Here is a 20125-nt window from a genome sequence, read left to right on the forward strand (position 1 = left end):
GCGCCCGGGACACGAAATCTAAACCCGCGTCATATCGAACTGCGCCTTCTGGCCGGTGCCGTAGCGGCGCAGGGCGCCGTCTTCGCCGACGGCGTTGGGGCGCTGGAAGATCCAGTTCTGCCACGCGGTGAGGCGCGAGAAGATCTTCGATTCCATGGTCTCGGGTCCGACGAAGCGCAAATTGGCTTCCATGCCGGTGAGGCCGTCGGGCGAAAAGGAGGTGCGCTCCTCCAGGAACACCCGCACCTCGTCGTCCCAGTCGATATCGTCGAGCGCGAAGGTGACGAGGCCGAGTTCTTCGGCCGCCTCGGCGTCGAGCGTGGTGCCGATAGTCGCCTCGGCGCGCTCGAGATCGGACGGATCGGCCTGGAAGCGCGACTGCAGCCGCGTCAGGCCATGGCTCATCGGATACGGCCCGAAATTCATCGCTGTCAGTTCGATGGTCGGCGGGGCGCGGTTGTCACCCTGCTTCTGGCCGATCAGCATGTAGGAGCGGTCGGCCACGAACACGAGTTCGGCAAGCGTGCCGACGAAGCAGGAGCCGGGCTCGACCAGCGTCACCAGCGTGCGCGAGGTGACGTCGATGCGCTTGAGCACCCGCTTCCAGTACTGCCTGATCTCGTTGACCAGCCAATGCGCCTTGTTGGCCTCGAGGAACGCGTCGCAGGCGACGACGCCTGCGCGGTCGCCATGCGACTTGAACAGCAGCATCGCGGTCTCGAGCTCGTTGATGCGCAGATGCAGGATCGCATCATCGAGCTCGCGCGCGACCTGCAGTGGCCAGAACGACGCGCCTTGCGCGATCAGGCCGTCGATATCGGCGGGCGGGGCTTCTTCCGGCGCCTTGATCGAGATGGTGGCGATGCGCTGGGCGCGGTCGATATCGACGCTGACAAAGCCGTAGCGGATGCCGGCCTCGTTGATGGTGCGCTGGAGCGGCGTCAGCGCGAGACCCTTGCCGTTGCCGTTGCGCCTGGAGGCGGCGGCGAATTCCTTGGCGCGGTCGGCGACCTTGGCCTCCAGCTTGCTGTTCGGCACGATCTCGTCGACCAGGCGCCATTGCACGGCGCGCTTGCCCTTGATGCCTTCCTCGATGGTGCAGAAATAATCGGCGTGATCGCGGCGCACCTTGCGCTTGTCGACCACGCGGGTCAGGCCGCCGGTGCCCGGCAGCACGGCGAGCAGCGGCACTTCCGGCAGCGACACCGCGGCCGAGCCGTCGTCGGCGAGCATGATGTGATCGGTCGCCAGCGCCAGTTCATAGCCGCCGCCGGCCGCGGTGCCGTTGACGACGCTGATGAAGCGCTGCCCGGAATTCTCGGAAGAGTCTTCCAGACCGTTGCGGGTCTCGTTGGTGAATTTGCAGAAATTGACTTTGTGGGCGTGGGTGGCGCCCGCCAGCATGCGGATATTGGCGCCGGCGCAGAACACGCGGTTCTTGCCCGAGCGCATCACCACGACTTTTACTTCCGGGTGCTCGAAGCGCAGCCTTTGCACGGCATCGGCGAGCTCGATATCGACGCCGAGGTCGTAGGAATTGAGTTTTAACTGATAGCCTTCGAACAGGCCGGCATTCTCGTCGACGTCCATGGTCAGCGTCGCGACGGCACCATCGACATCGAGCTTCCAATGCCGGTAGCGCGACGGATCAGTCTGGAAATCGATGTATTTTGCACCGCCTGCGAGGACGCGATCTTCGCCAGCCATTGGGCCACCCTGACGCTTTTGTTTGCCTTGCCTGATATGCACAATAATGCATGTTTTTGGTCCAGTCTAGTCCAAAACTTCGAAACATGCATTTTGTTTCATGTTCGGCTGACAGAGCCAAAGGCCACCCAATCGGCCTTGGCAAGCTGGGGCCGCCCTAGTTTGACCTTCACGAGTTCGGCCAGGGCCAGAACCGGAAAACCGTCGGCGAACCCGTCGCCGCCGGCGTTGCGCAGGCCCAGCGCCTTGAGTTCGGCGAGCGCCTCGCCGAGCAACCTTGCTGCGGCGTGCGGCTTTTGCATGCGCAGCCGCAAATTCGCGGTCGCGATCTGGATGCAGGCGCGCAGCAGGATTCGCTCGCGGCCGCCTTGCGGTGCGGCCGCCCACACCGCCTCAAGGATCTCCTGCGACTCCCAGAAATAACCGTGGTCGTTGAGCCGCAGCGCGTAGCGCAGCGCCGGATGCCGCGCCGGCACGTGGCCACCGAACCGCGACGGCACCAGCGCGGTGACCTGCGCCAGCGTTTCGTAATCGGCGTCGGCTTCATCAGCCTCGCCCGGCACATAGGCCCATCGCGGCAGCGGAAGGTTGCCCGTGGCCAGAGGCAGCGTGGTCATCGGGGCATGACCCGACGACCGACAATCCCTAACAGTGCACGGAAAAATAGTTTACGCGGCCCGTCCCTGCGAGCCGTCAACACGCAACACCGCGTTTGCGAATTCCTGGACCGCATCCAGCGTCGCCCCCGGCGCCTCCCGATGCGGCTGGTGTCCCGCCCCCGGGATCACGGTCACATCGACGGGACAATAGCACTCTTCCTGGGCGATCTCGATCTGGCGCATTGTCCCATACTCGTCATCCCGACCCTGCAGGATCGCGACCGGCACGCGGATATAGGCGAGGTATTCGGAAATGTCCCAATTGCGGAAGGCCGGATCGAGCCAGGCGCTGTTCCAGCCATAGAAGGCGTTGTCGACATCCTTGTGCCAGCGCGCCAGCTTTGCCTTCAGGTCGGAGGTCTCATAGGCGGCCTTGATGTTGGCAATCGAGCTCACCGAGATGTCCTCAACGATGAAATGCGGCGCGATCATCACGACGCCTTCAACGCGGTGATCCTGATGCGCACCCGTATAGATCGCCGCGATCGAGGCGCCATCGGAATGGCCGACGAGCAGCCCGCGGCGAAAGCCGATTTGATCGAGCAGCTTTGGCAACACGTCGAGCGCTTCGCTGTGCATGTAGTCGACGGCACGCGGCAGTTTCACCGGCGTCGACGCGCCATAGCCCGCGCGCGAGTAAACAAAGACACCGGCGCCGGTGGCGGCCTGAAGTTTGTCCGGAAAATCGCCCCACAGGCCGGCCGAGCCGAGGCCTTCATGCAGCATCACGATGGTCGGCGCGTCCTGAGGCGACGGACCGATCATGCGGTATTCAAGATTGGCGGCGCCGATGGTGAGGAAGCCGGTGGGAGGGAGTGTCATGTTGTTACTCTTCGAAGTGATCGAGATGCTTGTCGTCCCGGCGAACGCCGGGACCCATAGCACCGGTCATCTGTTGTTGAAAGAAGCCGTCGACCATTCTGCTCAACAACAACTGCCGCTGCGTATGGGTCCCGGCGCCCGTGCGCAATTGCGCACTAGGCCGGGACGACGCTTGTTATGGCGCTCCATCCCGCAACTTGAACCGCTGGATTTTTCCCGTCGCCGTCTTCGGCAAACTGTCGACCACATCGATCCAGCGCGGATATTTCCACGGCCCGATCTTCTGCTTGACGTGCTCCTTCAGCGCATCATGCAGGCCGTCGGTTTTGGTTTCGGCGCGCAGCACCACGAAGGCTTTGGGCTTCAGCAGACCTTCCGAATCGGCCTCCGGCACCACGGCGGCTTCCAGCACCGCGGGATGGGTGATCAGCGCGCTCTCGACTTCGAACGGCGACACCCAGATGCCGGACACCTTGAACATATCGTCACTGCGGCCGCAGAACGTATAGCGGCCGTCGGCGTCGCGGATGTATTTGTCGCCGGTGCGGGTCCAGTGGCCTTCAAACGTTTGCCGGCTCTTGCTGCGCTGGTTCCAGTAGCCCTCGCCGGCCGACGGCGCATCGACCAGCAATTCGCCGACCTCGCCATCGGGCACGTCGGCGCCTGCTTCATTGACGAGCCGCACGCGGTAGCCCGGCACGGGGCGACCGGACGAGCCGTATTTGATGTCGCCGGGCGCGTTGGAAAGAAAGATGTGCAACAGTTCGGTGGAGCCGACGCCGTCGAGAATGTCGACGCCAAACCGCGCCTTCCAGGCATTGCCGACCGATTCCGGCAGCGCTTCGCCCGCCGAGGTGCAGACGCGAAGCCGCTGGCCGGCGGACGTGTCCTTCAGCGTCTCGTCATTGAGCATGGCCGCGAACAATGTCGGCACGCCGAAGAAGATGCTGGGGTTGTATTTGTTCATCAGCGCGAACATCGCCGCCGGCGTCGGGCGATCGGAATTCAGCACCGTTGACGCGCCGACCGACATCGGAAAGGTCAGCGCGTTGCCGAGGCCGTAGGCAAAAAACAGCTTTGCCGCCGACAGGCCGACGTCGTCCTCGCGAATGCCGAGCACCTGCTTGGCGTAGGTTTCCGCGGTGGCGGCGAGATTGGAATGCAGGTGGCGCACGCCCTTGGGCATGCCGGTGGAGCCCGACGAATAGAGCCAGAAGGCGGGCTCATCTGGATGTGTCGCAGCGGTCGCAAAGGTGTCGCTCTCGCGCGCGAGTTCGTCGGCAAGCTTCTTGTGGCCATGCGCGTCCTTGCCGGACACGATCACATGTTCGAGGTCCGGCATCCGCCCGACGATGTCTTTGACGACGGGATAGAGCGCCTCGGACACGAACAGCACCCGCGCGCGGCAATCCGCCAGCACATAGGCGTATTGGTCCGCCGTCAGCAGCGTGTTGAGCGGCACCGGCACGATGCCGGCGCGGATCGCGCCCAGGAACACTGAGGGAAAATCGACGGTGTCGAGCATGATCATCGCGACGCGCTCTTCGCGGCGGACGCCAAGCCGGCGCAGCATGTTGGCGACGCGGCGGCTTTGCCGCTGCAGATCGCCATAAGTGAGTTCGGAAACCGTATCGGTAAAGGCGAGCTTGGCGCCGCGGCCCTCGTCGACATTGCGATCAAGCAGCCAGGTCACCGCATTGTAGGAACCGGACGTGCCGCTCAAGACGCTTCTCCCAGATTTAAGAATTATAATTCATATAAAGACCACCGAGCGCGCTTGCTGTCAATCCTCATCGGCATTATGTTTCCGAAACGCGCTGATTTGCAGCCAGGGCGAGCTAAGGGCTACTTCAGGGAAATGTCCGAAACCAGCGATCCCGAAACCGGCTTTCTTGAGCAGCTCGGCCAGCGCGTGCGCACCATGCGGGCGTTGCGCGGCATGTCGCGAAAGGTACTCGCGAAGGTCTCCGGCATTTCCGAACGCTATATCGCCCAACTCGAAAGCGGCAAGGGCAACGTCTCGATCGTGCTGCTGCGCCGGGTGTCGAACGCGATGGGCGCACATCTGGAAGATCTCATTCCCTCGACCGAACCTGTGCCGGACTGGGCTGTCATTCGCGACCTCGTGCGCAAGGCGACATCCGCGCAGATCGCGCAGGCCAAGGATGTGCTCGCGGGCGGGAGTACTGCGGCGCATCGCAAGATGTCGTTCTCGGGTATCGCGCTGATCGGCCTGCGCGGCGCCGGCAAATCAACGCTCGGCAAGATGCTGGCGAAGAAAATCGGCTGGAGCTTTGTCGAACTCAACAAGGAGATCGAGGCGCAGAACGGATTGTCCGTCGCCGAGATCATCGCGCTCTACGGCCAGGAAGGCTTTCGGCGCATGGAGCAGGCAGCCCTCGGGCAATTGCTGGCGCGCAAGGAGCTGATGGTGCTGGCAACCGGCGGCGGCATCGTCTCCGAACCACTGACGTTCGACCTGATCCTGTCGTCGTTCTACACGATCTGGCTGAAGGCCAAGCCCGAAGAACACATGGCGCGCGTGCGCGGCCAGGGCGACCTGCGCCCGATGGCGGACGATCGCTCCGCGATGGCCGAACTGCGCACCATCCTGGTCAGCCGCGAGCCGCTCTACGCCCGCGCGTCGGTCGTGGTGGATACCGCGGGGCTGAACGTCAACGACGCCGCGTCGCGGCTGGTCGATGCGGTGGCGCCAGTGCTGCACGATGAAGCGCGGATGTTCGCGCGGGGCTGAGCGGGCGCGGTGTCTTCGCGCACCGCTCGCGAAAGAACGCCACCATTAACCACGGCCGCGGTTAACCACCGCAACGGTTCCTTGCGGAAACACACCCTTTAATAGTGTTACCAAAGCGTTAAACGCAGGGAATACAGATCATGTCAGAGCGCCGCAAACTGCCGAGAAACCGCGTCTATTACGGTGGGAGGGTCACGTTCAACGCGCGCTCTTCGACGCTCGCCTGCGTCGTGCGCAACTTCAGCCAGTTCGGGGCCAGGATCGAATTTGAAAATTCGGTGCTCGTGCCCGACGAAGTGGATTTCGAAATCGAGCGCAAGGGAATCTCCTGCCTGGCGCGCCTCGTCTGGCGCGATCGTTTCGCGGCAGGCCTGGTGTTTTCAGGCGCAAGCGAGACGGAAGGCGTCGTTGAGCTGAACTGGGCGCGCAAGCTGCGCGCCAGCGAACGGGCGAACCGGCAACTGCGGTCGCGCCTCGATCAGCTGCGATCCGAACACTGATGCGATCCACTCAGCCGCCAGTCAGGATGAAATCGCATGAGTACCCTTGAAGACGACGCTTCCATCCGCGTCGCCGCGAAGATGCCGAGGAGCCGGCGGCGCCCGCTTCGCGCGATACTGGCGGTGTTGACGGCGCAGTACACGATCGTCGCGATCGTCGTCAGCCTGTCGGTTGCGGGCACGCTTCGCTATCTGGTGACACCGCAGATCGTCGCCAAGTTCGAAATGATCGCCGCCGCGCTCAAGCGGATTTAGTATCCCGTCAGATGTCGGCAATCCGGCAGACTTCTTCGTGAAACACGAGGTAGCGCTTCGGCGCGATCAGATGTGGCGTGTTCTCGCGCCACCATGCGGCGGCCTCGGGACTATCTTTGGCGAGAATGCCGACGGCAGGCACCGCTTCCACCGCATAGCCGGCGATCAGCTCTGCCTGCCCGCGAAACACGGCCGCCCATTGCGCCGGCCATGAATGCGGCCGCGACAGAACCCCAAAGGCGAGAAGCTTTCGATGCGCCGCATAGCGCATGACCGGCAAATCGAGGCCGACCCATTTCTGGCGTACCCATAGCGGGGCTTCGCCGGGGGGAACGGCGACGATACGGACAGCCAAGTCGGGATTGCTCATTTCATTTCTCACGGCATCTGCATCGACTTCGTGCATGCCGGAGGGAATTGCGTTCATGACACGGGAGCGAAAATTTGGGCGCTGGGATCGTAGGATGGGTTGAGCTCTTCGCGAAACCCATCATCATCTCGATCGACAACTGATGGGTTTCGCAAGGGCTCAACCCATCCTACGCAGCTACGTTCACAACAACATCGACTTGACCGATTCCGCGCCCTCCCGCAGCAGTGGCAGGAATCGCTCGATCATCTCGGCCATCGAGACGCGGTCGACATGCGCGCCCATGTTGATGGCGCCGACGATCACGTCGTCGTAGCGGCGCACCGGGACCGAGATCGAACGGAAATGCGGCTCGGCCTCACGATCGACCAGCGAATAGCCCTGTTCGCGATCGGCGCGCACGCAAGCGAGCAATCGTTTTGGATCGGTCACCGTGTGCGGCGTCATCGGCTCGCGCCGCATCGCCGCGAGCCGCGCCGTGAGATCGCTATCGTCGAACTGGCCGAGCATGGCGCGGCCGACCGAGGTGCAGAACGCCGGCAGGCGATAGCCGATGTCGAGGCCGGCGGAGAACACCCGCGTCGGACTGCCGCGCGCGATGAAAACGACCTCGTCGCCGTCGAGCACCGCAAGCGAGCTTATTTCCTGCGCGGCCAGCGCGATCCGGTCGAGCACCGGTTGCAGCACCGTGACCACCTGGCTCGATTGCAGATAGGAGGCGGCGAGCGTCAGCACGCGCGGCGTCAGCGTGAACAGCTTGCCGTCTGAGGTGACGAAGCCGCCGTGCTCGAGCGTGAACAGGATGCGGCGGGCGGTGGCGCGCGGCAGATCGGCGGCGCGCGCCAGATCGCTCAAGGTCGCGGGGCCGCCGATCGTGCCGAACGCCTGGAGCAGGCGGATGCCGCGGTCGAGACTCTCGACGAAATCGGTGGCGCGTTCGTCGCCTTCGGCGCGTTTCAGCTTTGGCATTGGCCCTTCCGATTGGAAGCGTTCAAAATTGTGCTTGCCGTCCTCTGCAGTCATGGCATAATTCGCCCATTCGTTCAATAGGCGAACAAACTGCCTCCGACGAAAGGGCTGAACGCCATGATGAGCCAGGAAGCGAACGACCTGATCACGCGCACCGGGACAAAAGACCCCTGCGGGAAACTGATGCGGATGTACTGGCAGCCGGCGGCACTGGTCGACGAGCTGCAGGGCCCGCGGCCGGTCAAAGCCGTCAAGCTGCTCGGCGAGAACCTCGTGCTGTTCCGCGACGAGAACGGAAGCTTTGGCCTGATCGACCGCCATTGCGCGCATCGCGGCGCCGATCTCGCGTTCGGCCGTCTCGAACATGGCGGCCTGCGCTGCGCGTTCCATGGCTGGCTGTTCGACACATCGGGCCAGTGCATCGAGACGCCGGCGGAGCCGAAGGGCTCGAACCTGTGCAAGGGCATCAAGCAGCGCTCCTACCCCGTGATCGAGAAGAGCGGCATCCTCTGGGCTTATCTCGGCGAAGGCGAGCCGCCGGCGTTTCCTGAGATCGACTGCTTCATCGCGCCCGACAGCCATACGTTTGCGTTCAAGGGCCACATCAACTGCAACTGGCTGCAGGCGCTCGAAGTCGGCATCGATCCGGCGCACGCCTCGTTCCTGCATCGCTTCTTCGAGGACGAGGATACTTCCGCCAGTTACGGCAAGCAGTTCCGCGGCGCGTCCGCCGGCTCAGACATGCCGATGACGAAAATCCTGCGCGAATACGACAATCCGATCATCAATGTCGAGCACACCGAATACGGCCTGCGGCTGATCGCGCTGCGCGAGATCGACGAAGAGCGCACCCATGTGCGCGTCACCAATCAATTATTCCCGCACGGCTTCGTGATTCCGATGAGCACGGAGATGACGATCACGCAGTGGCATGTGCCTGTCGATGACGAGAATTGCTACTGGTACGCGATCTTCACCTCCTACACGGCGCCGGTCGACAAGAAGAAAATGCGCGACCAGCGCCTCGAACTCTATGAACTGCCCGACTACAAATCGCGCAAGAACAAGTCGAACGATTACGGGTTCGATCCGCACGAGCAGGCGACCGAGACCTATACCGGCATGGGCGCCGACATCAACGTGCACGACCAGTGGGCGGTGGAGTCGATGGGCGCGATCCAGGACCGCACCAACGAACATCTCGGCACCTCGGACAAGGCGATCGTGCAATATCGCCGCCTGCTGCGCCAGGAGATCGAAAAGGTTTCCGGCGGCGAGAAACCGTTCATGTTCCTCGACGCGTCCCGCGCGCGCAGCATCCAGGGCCCTGCCACCATGGACGGCATCGGGCCGACGCGGGGCTGGGAAATCTACTGGATGGAAGTCGACGTCAAACGCCGCCGCGGCGCGCCGTGGGCGGCGCCGGTGCCGGGGGAGATATCCGACAAGATCCGGCATTTGACGGCGGCTGAGTGATGGATTTGCGGCACCGTCATTCCGGGATGGTCCGAAGGACCAGACCCGGAATCTCGAGATTCTCAGGAGCGCAAGCGCGCTCCATAGTTCGATGCTGCGCATCGCCCCGGGATGACGGAAAAGGGGGGCCAACGCGTTGAGTTTCGTGGAGCGTCACGGCCTGTGGTCGGCGGAGCAGAAGGAGGCGGCGAGCCGTCTGCGCCGCATCGTCGAAGAGCAAAAACTCGAAGTGATCCGGCTGTCGTTCCCGGACCAACACGGCATTTTGCGTGGCAAGACGCTGGTCGCGAGCGAGGCGCTGGCCTCGCTCGAGAGCGGCTGCTCGATCACCACGACCATGCTCGCCAAGGACACCTCGCACCGCACGGTGTTTCCGGTGTTCACGTCCGGCGGCGGGTTTGGCATGCGCGAAATGGAAGGTGCTGCCGACGTCTTGATGGTCGCGGATCCCACCACGTTCCGCGTGCTGCCATGGGCGCCGACGACAGGCTGGCTGCTGTGTGACCTCTATTTCAACGACGGCCGCCCCGTGCCGTTCGCGACGCGAAACCTCTATCGCGGCGTGCTCGATCAACTCGGCCAGCGCGGCTACGATTTTGTCGCGGGCCTCGAAGTCGAGTTTCACATCTTCAAGCTCGAAGACGCGCGCATGGCGCCGGAGGATGCCGGGCAGCCGGGACAGCCACCTTCGGTGAGCCTCCTGTCGCACGGCTATCAATACCTGACCGAGCAGCGCTACGACCAGATGGAGCCGGTGCTGGAAATCATCCGGCGCGACGTGCTGGCGCTCGGCTTGCCGCTACGCTCGGTCGAGGTCGAGTTCGGCCCGAGCCAGTGCGAATTCACCTTTGCGCCGACCAGGGGGCTGACGCCCGCCGACAACATGGTACTGTTTCGCAGCGCCGTAAAACAGGTCGCCCGGCGCCACGGCTATCACGCCACCTTCATGTGCCGGCCCAAACTGCCGAACGTGTTCGCGTCCGGCTGGCACCTGCATCAATCGATCGTGTCGCGCGCCAGCGGCGAGAACGCGTTCATGACCAAGAACGATGGCGAAGTTCTCAGCCCCTTTGCGCGCAGCTATCTCGCGGGACTGCTGACACATGCCCGCGCCTCCGCCGTATTCACGACGCCGACCATCAACGGCTACAAGCGCTACCGCACCTATTCGCTGGCGCCGGATCGCGCGATCTGGGGCCGCGACAACCGCGGCGTCATGATCCGCGTGCTCGGCGGCCCCAATGATGCCGCAACGCGCCTCGAAAACCGCATCGGCGAGCCCGCCGCCAATCCCTATCTCTACATGGCCTCGCAGATTCTCTCGGGGCTCGACGGCGTCGACCGCAAGCTCGACCCCGGACCCTCCGCCGACACGCCCTATGAGACCAAGGCGGCGCTGCTGCCGAAAACGCTGCGTGAAGCTGTGACCGCGCTCAATGATGATCCGTTTTTTCGCGGGGCGTTCGGCCAGGAATTCGTCGACTATTACGTCCACATCAAGAACGCCGAGATCGAACGCTTCCAGGCCGAAGTGTCGGAGTGGGAACATCGCGAATATTTCGAGATGTTTTGACATTCTTCGTCGTCCCGGCCTTGAGCCGGGACCCATAACCACAAATATTTGTGGTTGCGAGAGGTCGTCGAACAGCGCGCTCGATGGATCACGCGGTATGGGTCCCGGCCTTCGCCGGGACGACAGAAATACAGCTCAAAATTCTCAAACTCATTCGATCACTTCATCGGCCCGGGCAAGCAGACCTGCTGGTACGGTCAAGCCGATCGCCCTTGCGGTCTTGAGATTGATGACAAGCTCGAACTTGACCGCCTGCTCGACAGGAATGTTCGCCGGCTTTTCGCCCCGCAGGACCTTGTGCACGAACGTCGCGGCGCGCTTGAACAGCACCGGCCCGTCCGAACCATAGGACATCAGGCCGCCGGTCTCGGCAAAGCCACGGATAATGGTTGCAGCCGGCAGGCGATGTGCAAGGGCGAGCTCGACCATGCGTTTGGTCGGCAGGCTGGCCTGAAAGACGACCGCGCCGGCCTTTTCCTTCACCGCCGTTGCAAAGGCCGCTTCCAGTTCTTCCGGGCCACGAACCGTGATGACGGGAGCGATTTCGCTTGATGTACCGGCGCCGGCGCGCTGGGCTTGTTCGAGAAAGGATTTTGCAAATACCGGATCGGCGGCATTGGCAATCAGCGCGACCCGCCGTGTCGATGGCAGCATGTCGCGGAACAGCTCGACACATTTGCCATGGGTTTCCGCGCCCATCTGCGATAGGCCGGTGATGTTTGCGCCAGGGTTGGCAAGACTCTGAACCAAACCGGTCCCAAGCGGATCGCCCGACAGAATGACGATCGGGATTTCGCGCGTCGCCTGCTTCGCTGCGAGGGCGCACGGCGTGAAGAGCGCCACGATGACATCGACTTTGAGCCGAACCAGTTCCGCCGCGAGTTCCGGCAGGCGGCTGAGTTGTCCTTCGGCAGAACGAAACTCGATAACGTAATGCTGTCCTTCGATGCGGCCGAGTTCGCGCAAACCTTCACGAAGTTCCTTTCCGAACGAAGGCACATCCGCATTACCGATGACGAGCACGCCGATCCGGCTTAGTTGCGCCTGCTGCGCTCGCACCGCGAACGGCCAAGCCGTCGCGCCGCCGACAAGCGCAATAAAATCCCGCCGCTTCATGTTGATTTCCCAACCCTGATGCCGCTTCGTAGCAGGCGGCCACACTTGACGGTACCATGACGGTCCGCGCACGGGAAAAGTTTTAGACGGTCCTGTCAATCACCGCCGATATTAAACCACGGCGTTTTGCTTGATGATCTCGCGGTAAAATGACGCACTCAGTTTCGGCGTACGGCGCTGGGTGTTGAAATCGACGTGGTAGAGGCCGAAGCGTTTCTGGTAGCCGTCCATCCATTCGAAATTGTCGATCAGGCTCCACAGGAAGTAGCCGGCCACCGGGACGCCTTCCGCCGTCGCGCGCTGCAGATGGAACAGATAGTTGCGCAGATACATGACGCGGTCGACGTCATAGATGTTGCCGTCCGCGGCCGGCTGATCGGTCGACGACGTCCCGTTCTCAGTGATGTAGATCGACTTCACGCCCCAAATCTTCGCCGCGTGACGCGGCGCCCAATACAGCGCCTCCGGACCGATCCTCAGCCAGGACGCATCCATATGCGGGAACGATGCCGGAAACGGCGCCAGCGTGTAGCCGCGCGAATTGTCCGCGGCCAGCACGTAATGGTCGGGCGTGTAGACATTCAGCCCGACGAAATCGATCGGCGATGAAATGATCCTGACATCATCGGCGGTATGTTTCGGGGCGTCGGCGTGTGCCAGATAACTTTCCGTGAATTTTCCCTCGAGGATGGCGGTCAGGTAGCCGGCATTGAGCTCGCGCACCGCGATCTCGGCGGCGCGGATATTCGCCGGCGTCTCGATCGCGGGGATGCAGTTGACCATGTTCTCGGCGAGGCCGATTTTGGTTCCGGCCTTGGCGTGGGCCCGGATTGCCTGCACGGCAAGGCCGTGTCCGAGGGCGACATGGTGACGAACCTGGTTCTGTTCGCCTTGCGACAGTTTCAGGCCCGGCGCGTCGAGGCCAAGGCCATGGCCGAGATGAACCAGCCTCGAACATTCGTTGATCGTGAGAATGTGCTTGACGCGATCGCTCAGGCGCTCGCTGACATAGCCCGCGTAATCTGCAAACGCTTTCGAAGTATCGCGCGACATCCAGCCGCCGAAGCGGTCTTGCAGCGTCTGCGGCAAGTCCCAATGGTACAGCGTAGCAAACGGTTCGATGCCGTTGGCCAGCAGTTCGTCGAGAAGCCGATTGTAAAAATCGAGACCTTTCGGATTGGGCGCGCCCGTTCCTTCCGGAAAAACGCGTGACCATGCGATCGAGAAGCGATAGGTCTTCGTCCCCAGCGCCTTCATCAATTGGACGTCGTCCTTGTAGCGATGAAAGTGGTCATCAGCGACGTCGCCAGTGCTGTGATCGGCAATTTTTCCGGGCGTGTGCGCAAAACGATCCCAGATCGACGGCCCTCGACCGTCCTCGTTGACCGCGCCTTCGATCTGATAGGACGAGGTCGCGGTGCCCCATCTAAAATCAGCCGGAAAGGCCGCGATGGGTTTCTGGCCGCTGGAACCGCTTTGTGCATCCGCTGACTTGACCGATCCCGCCGACAGGCCGAGCGCCGCCCATCCTGCGATCTTGCCAAAACGGCGCCGGGAAAATCTGTTCGACCACATGCGTTCGTTCCCGGACCAGAGCCCTCTTCAGCACAAAGCTATTTGTCGCATTCGACCTTTGACGTCGCCGCAACGAAGCCGGCGGCGGCCTGCGGCTTTGGCGGCGGCAGGGAAGCGACGGCGACCGGTTGTACGGCGAGTTGTTGCTTGCGAAGCGTCTTCCGGAAGACGAACGGCATGTTCGGTAGCGCGCTCCACACGGCAACGAAACGCGGCGGCCACAGCGCGGCGCCAAACAGGAGGAATGCCGCCGCTGTCCAGAGCGACTGCCAGTTGTGAACACCCTCATTGAACAAGAGGAAAAGCGCAGCCGCCGCGAGCAGGCCGGCGAACGCCATCTCGGCGGTGACGCCGTCGTCTGACTTTCGACGGCAGAGCAGAGCCACCATCCAGACCGGCACAGCCGCCATGGTCACGCTGGCAAACGGGAAATCACGCGAACGCGGATCGAACACGAGGCCGAGCGCGACCTCTACTGTGATCAGCGCGGTGACCATCATCACAACGCCCAGAACCAGCGCAGGCACTGATGACGGCCAGCCCTCGCGCGGGCCGAGCAATTCCCGGAACGACGGCAACGGCCGTCCGGCCATCAACGCGTTGGCGCACAGCAGCGGCAGCGTGATGGCCGCGGTCAGAAGCCATCCCTGGTTCAGCAGACCGGCGACGCCATAGTTTTCATAGAGGGCCTTTTCGGCCGCCAACCCCAGCAGGATTCCACCTGTCGTCGCGCAGGCCGACACGGCCAGCCACGGCGCCAATCCTGTCGCCCTCCGCCGACGCCAAAGCGTCAACAATGCAACGGCAAAAACACAAATGGCGAAAGCAAGGCCAGCTCCCAGTTGCAGCTTCCAGAACGGATAATTGCTGACGGCCGCTCCGTGCGCATGCTTGATCTGACGGCTATCGCCGTCGAGAAGGCCCCAATGCGCGCCGACCGTGCCTTCCCACTGGCGCTTCCAAGACTCGTCGTAGGCCTCAAACACATTGACGCGGATTTTTTCCCGCTCCGCCCGGTCGAGCAGTTCGGAAATGAAGCGGGCCTGATTGATGCGTGACGGCAGCGAGACCTCCCGCATGCGTCCCTTGCTCGGCCAGCCCGCCTCCCCGATCAGGATTTCCTTGCCGGGAAACGCCCGCGCGACCTTGTGGTAGATATCGATAACATGCCCCGCCGCGTTTTCGGCCCGGATCGGCTCATCTTCCCAGAACGGCAACATGTGGACCGTGACGAAATCGACGTCGGCCGCCATCTCGCGGTAGCGCAGCCAGTAATCCCAGGAATCGGCGTAAGTTATCGGCGTCGTGATACGCGACCTGACCGAGCGGAGGATTTCGCGAAGGTCTGCCACCGTCATTTCGCCGCGGAGCAGCACCTCGCTGCCGACGATGACGGAGGTCACGGTCCCCTGATAATCCTTGGCCAGCGATACCGCAGTGTCGATCAGCGTTGTGTTCTTCACGCGGTCGCGTCCGAGCCAGATGCCGAGAATGACTTTCAGCCCGACCTTCGACGCCAGCTGAGGCACCCTGTCGAGCCCGTTCTCGACCGAGTAGGTGCGGATGCAGTTCGATATCCCGGCCAACTGGCCGAGATCTTCCGCGATCTGCTCCGGACTGATGATGATGTCGGAATTCCACGGCGTCTGCCCGCTCCGGAACGGCGCGTAGGACACGCAGTCGAGCTTCTTCGCAGGATCGATCAGCGCATGATCCAGCAGCACCGGCGCCGCCAGCCAGTACCAGACCGCAACAATCATGCTCATCGAAACAAGGAAAAGCGCCAGCGGCACGCTCTTGCGGGAAGCGCCGGTCGGCCGGGTCGGCAAACCAGATCGCAACGCGGTGGGAGCATCGAGGGACATCGCGCGCAGCCTTGAGCTAGATCAGGAGCAAGCGGTGCTCAACGTCGTATTGCGGCGCGGTGGTCGCGGCGCCGACAATCGTGAAAACCTGCCGGTCAACAGGAAGGCAATTGAATATATTGCTAGACATACTTTGGCCTGATGGAGGTCACGATTCGGCTTGCGGGTTTGATTGCAGGCGGCCCCGATGGAACATGTCAGTTTGACGAAAAAGAGTATACCAGCGTTCGTCATCTTCCAACAATCCCGGGCCCCTGGCATGTCCGTGTTCGTTCTGGCTGACCTGCACGCAGCGTGGGCCAGCCGACCACTCTAGGTGAGCTGCGCCAGCCAGACGGTATGACCGCCACAGTCCGGATCTTCGACGACATGCGCCACCACGTCGAAACCATTTGCGCAGAGCAGCGCGCGGTATTCGGCAGCGTCCAGGCTGGCATGATAGAGCGGCTCGCCCCTGTAGCTCCCGATCGCTTCGCCGTGCGCCGGACCGCTCGTGAACATCAATGCCGCGCGCGGCGCAGCGTGCTGCCGGAAGATGGCAAACATCCGGCGCTGGTCATCGGGACAGAGGTGGAAGAAGCTGTCCCAGGCCAGCAGACCGTCGAAGCGTCGCGCAAGCGAGAGCGTGCGCATGTCGGCGACGTGCCACGCGAGATCGGGAAAAGACGCCGTGCAAAGGGCGATCAGTTCCGGCGAAGAATCGACGCCGGTCACATGGCATCCCTGCTGGGTAAGATAACGCGCGATCGGTTCACCTGAGCCGCAGCCGATGTCGAGCACAGAAGCTGCACCCGGCAGCAACGCGCGAAACCGGCCGAGCCACGTGCGCTCCATCAGCCGGTTGCCGCGGTCCTGCGCCCAGGCGCGGGCGTGGCGTTGATAGAGTCTGATGATCCGGTCGGCGTCGGGGTTCATGGTGGCAAATTTGGAGTAGGCGCTATGGCCAAGCAAGAGGCCTTGCTGAATCGCGCGCTTTCTCGTCGTCCCGGCCTAGTGCGCAATTGCGCACTAGGCCGGGACGACGACAGAGATAACTCAAATCCCCAGATAGCGGTGCTGCAAATCCGGCTCGGCGATCAACTGCTCCGACGTGCCGCTCCACACCGTGCGGCCGCGCTCGATGATGTAATGCCGGTCGGCGATGCGGGAGAGATTGGCGACGTTCTTGTCGATCACCAGCACCGATTGCCCACGTCCCTTGAGCATCGACAGGCAGCTCCAGATTTCCTCGCGGATCAGGGGAGCCAGGCCTTCGGTTGCTTCGTCAAGGATCAAGAGTTTTGGATTGGTCATCAGCGCGCGGCCGATCGCGAGCATCTGCTGCTCGCCGCCGGACAGCGTCATCCCCATGTTGCCGCCACGTTCGGCAAGGCGCGGAAACAGCGCGTGGATTTTTTCGATCGTCCAGGGATCGGTGTTGCCGGCGCGATTGCCGGCAGCCGCGACCAGATTTTCGTACACGGTGAGATTCGGAAAGATCTGGCGGCCTTCCGGCACCAGGCCGATGCCGAGTTTTGCGATTTTATACGACGGCAGGCTCCGAACCTCCTGCCCGCCGAAACGGATGGTGCCGGCACGCGCCGCCGTCATGCCCATGATCGAGCGGATGGTCGTCGTCTTGCCCATGCCGTTGCGGCCCATCAGGGCGACCATTTCACCTGACTGAACCTTCAGCGACAGGCCGAACAGCACCTGGCTGAGGCCATAGCAGGTTTCGATACCGTCAATTTCGAGCAGAGTTTCAGCCGTTTTTGTTTCAGCCATGAGCGACCACCACGTGCTGATCGCCGAGATAGGCGCGCTTGACTTCGTCGTTGTGGCGGATCGCATCGGGATCGCCCGAGGCGATGACGCGGCCGTATACGAGCACGGTGATGCGGTCGGCGAGCGCGAACACCGCCTCCATGTCATGCTCGACCAGCACGATGGTGACTTCCTTGCGCAGTTCCTTCAGCAGCGCCACCATGCGCGCCGACTCGGTGACGCCGAGCCCCGCCATCGGCTCGTCGAGCAGCAGCAATTGCGGCTTTGTGGCGAGCGCGACCGCAAGCTCGAGTTCGCGTTGTTCGCCATGGCTGAGTTCGGACACCGGCACGTCGGCGCGCGCCCCCAGCCCGACCCGCGTCAACGCGGCCTGCGCGGCGTCGCGCAGCGGTTTTTCCTTGCGCGCATTGCCCCAGAACCGGAACGAGTGCCCGTCATGGGCTTGCGCTGCGAGCGCGACATTGTCGGCCGCGGTAAAATCCGGCAGCAGCGACGTGATCTGGAACGAGCGCGCCAGCCCGAGCCGGCTGCGCCGGTAGGATGGCAGGGCGGTGACGTCGCGGCCGCCGAAATGAATGGTGCCTGAGTTCGGCATCAATTGCCCGGTCAGCTGGCTGATCAGCGTGGTCTTGCCGGCGCCGTTGGGGCCGATGATGGCGTGCAATTCGCCAGGTATGACATCGAGCGACAGATTGTCGGTGGCGAGGATGCCGCCGAAGCGTCGCACCAGATTTTCAACACGGAGCAAGGGATCAGCCACGGTTAAACCTCCCGAGCAGGCCCATGATGCCGCCGCGCGCGAACAGCACGATCAAGAGCAGCAGCGGCCCCATGATCAGCGCCCAGTATTCGGTGAATTGCGACAGCAGTTCTTCCAGCAGCAGAAAGAAGATCGTACCGATGACAGGGCCGAACAGCGAGCCCATGCCGCCGAACACCACCATCACCATGAGCTCGCCGGAGCGGGTCCAGTACATTCCGGCCGGGCTGACAAAGTCGGTATTGTTCGCCAGCAGCGCGCCGGCGAGGCCGCAGATGGTGCCGGAGATGACGAAGCAGACCAGCCGGTAGCGGTTGGCGTGGAAGCCGATCGCCTGCATGCGCTGCTCGTTGGAACGCACGCCCTGCACCACCAGGCCGAAGCGCGAATTGATGATCCGCCAGATCAGGTAGATGCCGCCGAACAGGCAGGCCAGACAGAGATAATAGAACTGCACGCGGTTCGACAGGTCGATCAGGCCGCCGAAAGTGCTGCGCTTGTAGATGGTCAGGCCATCGTCGCCGCCGTAACGCGACATGCCCGAGGCGATGTAATAGGCCATCTGGGCAAAGGCGAGCGTGATCATGATGAAATAGACGCCGCGCGTGCGCAGACTGAGCGCGCCGATCACGAGCGCGTACAGCGCCGACACGGCTAGCGCGACCGGCCACTGGATGAAGCCGGAGCCGATGCCTTCGAAGGCGAGGATACCGACCGCATAGCCGCCGATGCCGAGATAGGCGGCATGGCCGAAGCTCATCATGCCGCCATAGCCCATGATGAGATTGAGGCTGGCCGCGGCCAGCGCGAAGATGATGATGCGGGTGAACAGCGTCAGGATGAAGATGTTGCCGGTGAGCTGCGAATAGAGCGGCAGCACGACCAGTCCGGCAGCGACCAGCGCCACGACGACGTTGCTTGTATTGAACTGTGATTTCATCGCTTGGCGGCCGGAAACAGCCCCTCCGGCCGCACCACCAGCACGATCGCCATCAAAAGATAGATCAGCATCGAGGACAGCGCGGGTGCAGCGGTGGAAGCGGCGGCGGAGCTCAACACCATGCGCAGGAGATCAGGCAGGAAGGCACGGCCGAGCGTATCGATCATGCCGACAAAGATCGCGGCGAGGAACGCGCCGCGGATCGAACCGATGCCGCCGATGACGATGATGACGAAGGCGAGGATGAGGATGTTCTCGCCCATGCCGATCTGCACGGTGAGGATCGGCGCCTGCATCAGCCCGGCAAGGCCGGCGAGCGCCGCACCAAGCCCGAACACCAGCGTGAACAGCAGTTTGATGTTGATGCCGAGCGCGCCGATCATTTCGCGGTTGGAGGCGCCGGCGCGGATCAGCATGCCGATCTTGGTCCGCATCACGACGACATAAAGCAGCGCGGCGACCGCGAGCGCGACGATGATGATCGAGAGCCGGTAGGCCGGATAGTACACGCCGGGGATGATCTGGACCGGCACGGTCAGCCAGGCCGGCAGCGGCAGCGCAAGGCCGGCCGGGCCCCAGATCAGCCGCACCGCGTCATTGAAAAACAGGATCAGCCCGAACGTCGCCAGCACCTGGTCGAGGTGGTCACGGCCGTAGAGATGCCTCAGCGCGACAAACTCCAGCACGATCCCGAGCAGCAGCGTGGCGCCGAGCGCCAGCAGGACGCCGAGGATGAAGCTTCCGGTCCAGGCGGTGAACGTCGCGGCGAAATAGGCGCCCATCATGTAGAGCGAGCCGTGCGCCAGATTGACGAAGTCCATGATGCCGAACACCAGCGTCAGGCCGGCCGCCAGCAGGAACAGCAGCAGGCCGAACTGCAACCCGTTCAGCGATTGTTCGACAAGAACCAAGCTCGACCCCTAAAGCTCGAAACAAAACAGCGGCAGCGCCGTTGCGCCGCCGCTATTTTTATTGGGCGATGATCTTCGCCGAAACACTCATACCTCGACAGATCATGT

20 protein-coding genes are annotated in these 20125 nt (G+C 62.9%); 6 read left to right on the plus strand and 14 right to left on the minus strand.

Annotated elements, in window-relative coordinates; translation table 11 throughout:
• Positions 1-18 precede the first annotated feature (18 nt).
• The 4 genes from boxC to JQ574_RS04010 all read right to left on the minus strand — a co-directional run bounded on the left by boxC (position 19) and on the right by JQ574_RS04010 (position 4911).
• The gene (gene boxC, locus JQ574_RS03995) at positions 19-1707 is read right to left on the minus strand and encodes a 2,3-epoxybenzoyl-CoA dihydrolase (protein ID WP_212383306.1); all 1689 of its coding nucleotides are present in this window, start codon (positions 1705-1707) and stop codon (positions 19-21) included.
• 98 nt (positions 1708-1805) lie between these two features.
• Positions 1806-2324: a DUF309 domain-containing protein gene (locus tag JQ574_RS04000; RefSeq protein ID WP_212208833.1), complete on the minus strand. Its 519-nt coding sequence runs from the start codon at positions 2322-2324 to the stop codon at positions 1806-1808.
• A 51-nt stretch (positions 2325-2375) separates the two neighbouring features.
• Entirely contained in the window at positions 2376-3188 is an 813-nt protein-coding gene (locus tag JQ574_RS04005; RefSeq protein WP_212208835.1) for an alpha/beta fold hydrolase, read from the minus strand.
• Between the two features lie 175 nt (positions 3189-3363).
• Complete coding sequence (locus tag JQ574_RS04010) at positions 3364-4911, minus strand: benzoate-CoA ligase family protein (protein WP_249119076.1); 1548 nt, start codon at positions 4909-4911, stop codon at positions 3364-3366.
• Positions 4912-5046: 135 nt separating this feature from the next.
• Here JQ574_RS04010 and JQ574_RS04015 point away from each other — a divergent pair, with 135 nt between their 5' ends.
• The 3 genes from JQ574_RS04015 to JQ574_RS04025 all read left to right on the plus strand — a co-directional run bounded on the left by JQ574_RS04015 (position 5047) and on the right by JQ574_RS04025 (position 6698).
• Positions 5047-5943 carry a helix-turn-helix transcriptional regulator gene (locus JQ574_RS04015; protein ID WP_212208837.1) on the plus strand — a complete coding sequence of 299 codons (897 nt, stop codon included), beginning with the start codon at positions 5047-5049 and terminating at the stop codon, positions 5941-5943.
• 140 nt (positions 5944-6083) lie between these two features.
• Positions 6084-6443, plus strand: coding sequence for a PilZ domain-containing protein (locus JQ574_RS04020; RefSeq protein WP_212208839.1), 360 nt, complete (start codon positions 6084-6086; stop codon positions 6441-6443).
• 36 nt (positions 6444-6479) lie between these two features.
• Positions 6480-6698, plus strand: a complete 219-nt coding sequence (locus JQ574_RS04025) for a hypothetical protein (RefSeq protein WP_212208841.1) — start codon at positions 6480-6482, stop codon at positions 6696-6698.
• A gap of 7 nt (positions 6699-6705) precedes the next feature.
• Here JQ574_RS04025 and JQ574_RS04030 read toward each other — a convergent pair whose 3' ends face one another.
• The gene (locus tag JQ574_RS04030; protein ID WP_212208843.1) at positions 6706-7068 is read right to left on the minus strand and encodes a hypothetical protein; all 363 of its coding nucleotides are present in this window, start codon (positions 7066-7068) and stop codon (positions 6706-6708) included.
• Between the two features lie 183 nt (positions 7069-7251).
• Entirely contained in the window at positions 7252-8037 is a 786-nt protein-coding gene (locus JQ574_RS04035; RefSeq protein WP_212208845.1) for an IclR family transcriptional regulator C-terminal domain-containing protein, read from the minus strand.
• A 117-nt stretch (positions 8038-8154) separates the two neighbouring features.
• On the opposite strand from JQ574_RS04035, the gene JQ574_RS04040 reads away from it, so the two are divergent.
• Both JQ574_RS04040 and JQ574_RS04045 read left to right on the plus strand, forming a co-directional pair.
• Complete coding sequence (locus tag JQ574_RS04040; RefSeq protein ID WP_212208847.1) at positions 8155-9513, plus strand: aromatic ring-hydroxylating dioxygenase subunit alpha; 1359 nt, start codon at positions 8155-8157, stop codon at positions 9511-9513.
• 136 nt (positions 9514-9649) lie between these two features.
• Positions 9650-11086: a glutamine synthetase family protein gene (locus tag JQ574_RS04045; RefSeq protein WP_212208848.1), complete on the plus strand. Its 1437-nt coding sequence runs from the start codon at positions 9650-9652 to the stop codon at positions 11084-11086.
• A 150-nt stretch (positions 11087-11236) separates the two neighbouring features.
• Here JQ574_RS04045 and JQ574_RS04050 read toward each other — a convergent pair whose 3' ends face one another.
• The 3 genes from JQ574_RS04050 to JQ574_RS04060 form a co-directional block, all read right to left on the minus strand.
• Positions 11237-12202, minus strand: a complete 966-nt coding sequence (locus tag JQ574_RS04050) for an ABC transporter substrate-binding protein (RefSeq protein ID WP_212208849.1) — start codon at positions 12200-12202, stop codon at positions 11237-11239.
• 111 nt (positions 12203-12313) lie between these two features.
• On the minus strand, positions 12314-13777 hold the full coding sequence (locus JQ574_RS04055; RefSeq protein ID WP_212383309.1) for a GH1 family beta-glucosidase: 1464 nt from the start codon (positions 13775-13777) through the stop codon (positions 12314-12316).
• A 38-nt stretch (positions 13778-13815) separates the two neighbouring features.
• Positions 13816-15543, minus strand: a complete 1728-nt coding sequence (locus tag JQ574_RS04060; protein WP_249119077.1) for a glycosyl hydrolase family 17 protein — start codon at positions 15541-15543, stop codon at positions 13816-13818.
• Between JQ574_RS04060 and JQ574_RS04065 the strand changes: the two genes are divergently transcribed.
• Positions 15536-15784, plus strand: a complete 249-nt coding sequence (locus JQ574_RS04065; RefSeq protein WP_212208994.1) for a hypothetical protein — start codon at positions 15536-15538, stop codon at positions 15782-15784. The two genes, JQ574_RS04060 and JQ574_RS04065, sit on opposite strands and share 8 nt — an antisense overlap.
• Positions 15785-15954: 170 nt before the next feature.
• Here JQ574_RS04065 and JQ574_RS04070 read toward each other — a convergent pair whose 3' ends face one another.
• The 5 genes from JQ574_RS04070 to JQ574_RS04090 all read right to left on the minus strand — a co-directional run bounded on the left by JQ574_RS04070 (position 15955) and on the right by JQ574_RS04090 (position 20017).
• Entirely contained in the window at positions 15955-16557 is a 603-nt protein-coding gene (locus tag JQ574_RS04070) for a trans-aconitate 2-methyltransferase (RefSeq protein WP_212208852.1), read from the minus strand.
• A gap of 120 nt (positions 16558-16677) precedes the next feature.
• A complete protein-coding gene (locus JQ574_RS04075; RefSeq protein ID WP_212208853.1) occupies positions 16678-17406 on the minus strand; it encodes an ABC transporter ATP-binding protein in 729 nt (242 codons plus the stop codon).
• Positions 17399-18166 carry an ABC transporter ATP-binding protein gene (locus JQ574_RS04080; protein ID WP_212208854.1) on the minus strand — a complete coding sequence of 256 codons (768 nt, stop codon included), beginning with the start codon at positions 18164-18166 and terminating at the stop codon, positions 17399-17401. Before JQ574_RS04080 ends, JQ574_RS04075 begins: the two co-directional genes overlap by 8 nt.
• Entirely contained in the window at positions 18159-19106 is a 948-nt protein-coding gene (locus tag JQ574_RS04085; RefSeq protein WP_212208855.1) for a branched-chain amino acid ABC transporter permease, read from the minus strand. The genes JQ574_RS04080 and JQ574_RS04085 overlap by 8 nt, the downstream gene beginning before the upstream one ends.
• On the minus strand, positions 19103-20017 hold the full coding sequence (locus JQ574_RS04090) for a branched-chain amino acid ABC transporter permease (RefSeq protein WP_212208856.1): 915 nt from the start codon (positions 20015-20017) through the stop codon (positions 19103-19105). Before JQ574_RS04090 ends, JQ574_RS04085 begins: the two co-directional genes overlap by 4 nt.
• Between the last annotated feature and the right edge of the window lie 108 nt (positions 20018-20125).

The sequence above is a fragment of the Bradyrhizobium sp. AUGA SZCCT0158 genome, assembly GCF_018130065.1.
In the GTDB taxonomy this organism is placed as follows: Bacteria; Pseudomonadota; Alphaproteobacteria; order Rhizobiales; family Xanthobacteraceae; genus Bradyrhizobium.

Coding starts and splice junctions, on each gene's coding strand:
- JQ574_RS04075 (WP_212208853.1), bottom strand. CDS start 17,406: ATGGCTGAAACAAAAACGGCTGAAACTCTGCTCGAAATTGACGGTATC.
- JQ574_RS04050 (WP_212208849.1), bottom strand. CDS start 12,202: ATGAAGCGGCGGGATTTTATTGCGCTTGTCGGCGGCGCGACGGCTTGG.
- JQ574_RS04060 (WP_249119077.1), bottom strand. CDS start 15,543: ATGAGCATGATTGTTGCGGTCTGGTACTGGCTGGCGGCGCCGGTGCTG.
- JQ574_RS04085 (WP_212208855.1), bottom strand. CDS start 19,106: ATGAAATCACAGTTCAATACAAGCAACGTCGTCGTGGCGCTGGTCGCT.
- JQ574_RS04020 (WP_212208839.1), top strand. CDS start 6,084: ATGTCAGAGCGCCGCAAACTGCCGAGAAACCGCGTCTATTACGGTGGG.
- JQ574_RS04030 (WP_212208843.1), bottom strand. CDS start 7,068: ATGAGCAATCCCGACTTGGCTGTCCGTATCGTCGCCGTTCCCCCCGGC.
- boxC (WP_212383306.1), bottom strand. CDS start 1,707: ATGGCTGGCGAAGATCGCGTCCTCGCAGGCGGTGCAAAATACATCGAT.
- JQ574_RS04015 (WP_212208837.1), top strand. CDS start 5,047: ATGTCCGAAACCAGCGATCCCGAAACCGGCTTTCTTGAGCAGCTCGGC.
- JQ574_RS04000 (WP_212208833.1), bottom strand. CDS start 2,324: ATGACCACGCTGCCTCTGGCCACGGGCAACCTTCCGCTGCCGCGATGG.
- JQ574_RS04040 (WP_212208847.1), top strand. CDS start 8,155: ATGATGAGCCAGGAAGCGAACGACCTGATCACGCGCACCGGGACAAAA.
- JQ574_RS04035 (WP_212208845.1), bottom strand. CDS start 8,037: ATGCCAAAGCTGAAACGCGCCGAAGGCGACGAACGCGCCACCGATTTC.
- JQ574_RS04025 (WP_212208841.1), top strand. CDS start 6,480: ATGAGTACCCTTGAAGACGACGCTTCCATCCGCGTCGCCGCGAAGATG.
- JQ574_RS04005 (WP_212208835.1), bottom strand. CDS start 3,188: ATGACACTCCCTCCCACCGGCTTCCTCACCATCGGCGCCGCCAATCTT.
- JQ574_RS04055 (WP_212383309.1), bottom strand. CDS start 13,777: ATGTGGTCGAACAGATTTTCCCGGCGCCGTTTTGGCAAGATCGCAGGA.
- JQ574_RS04065 (WP_212208994.1), top strand. CDS start 15,536: ATGCTCATCGAAACAAGGAAAAGCGCCAGCGGCACGCTCTTGCGGGAA.
- JQ574_RS04070 (WP_212208852.1), bottom strand. CDS start 16,557: ATGAACCCCGACGCCGACCGGATCATCAGACTCTATCAACGCCACGCC.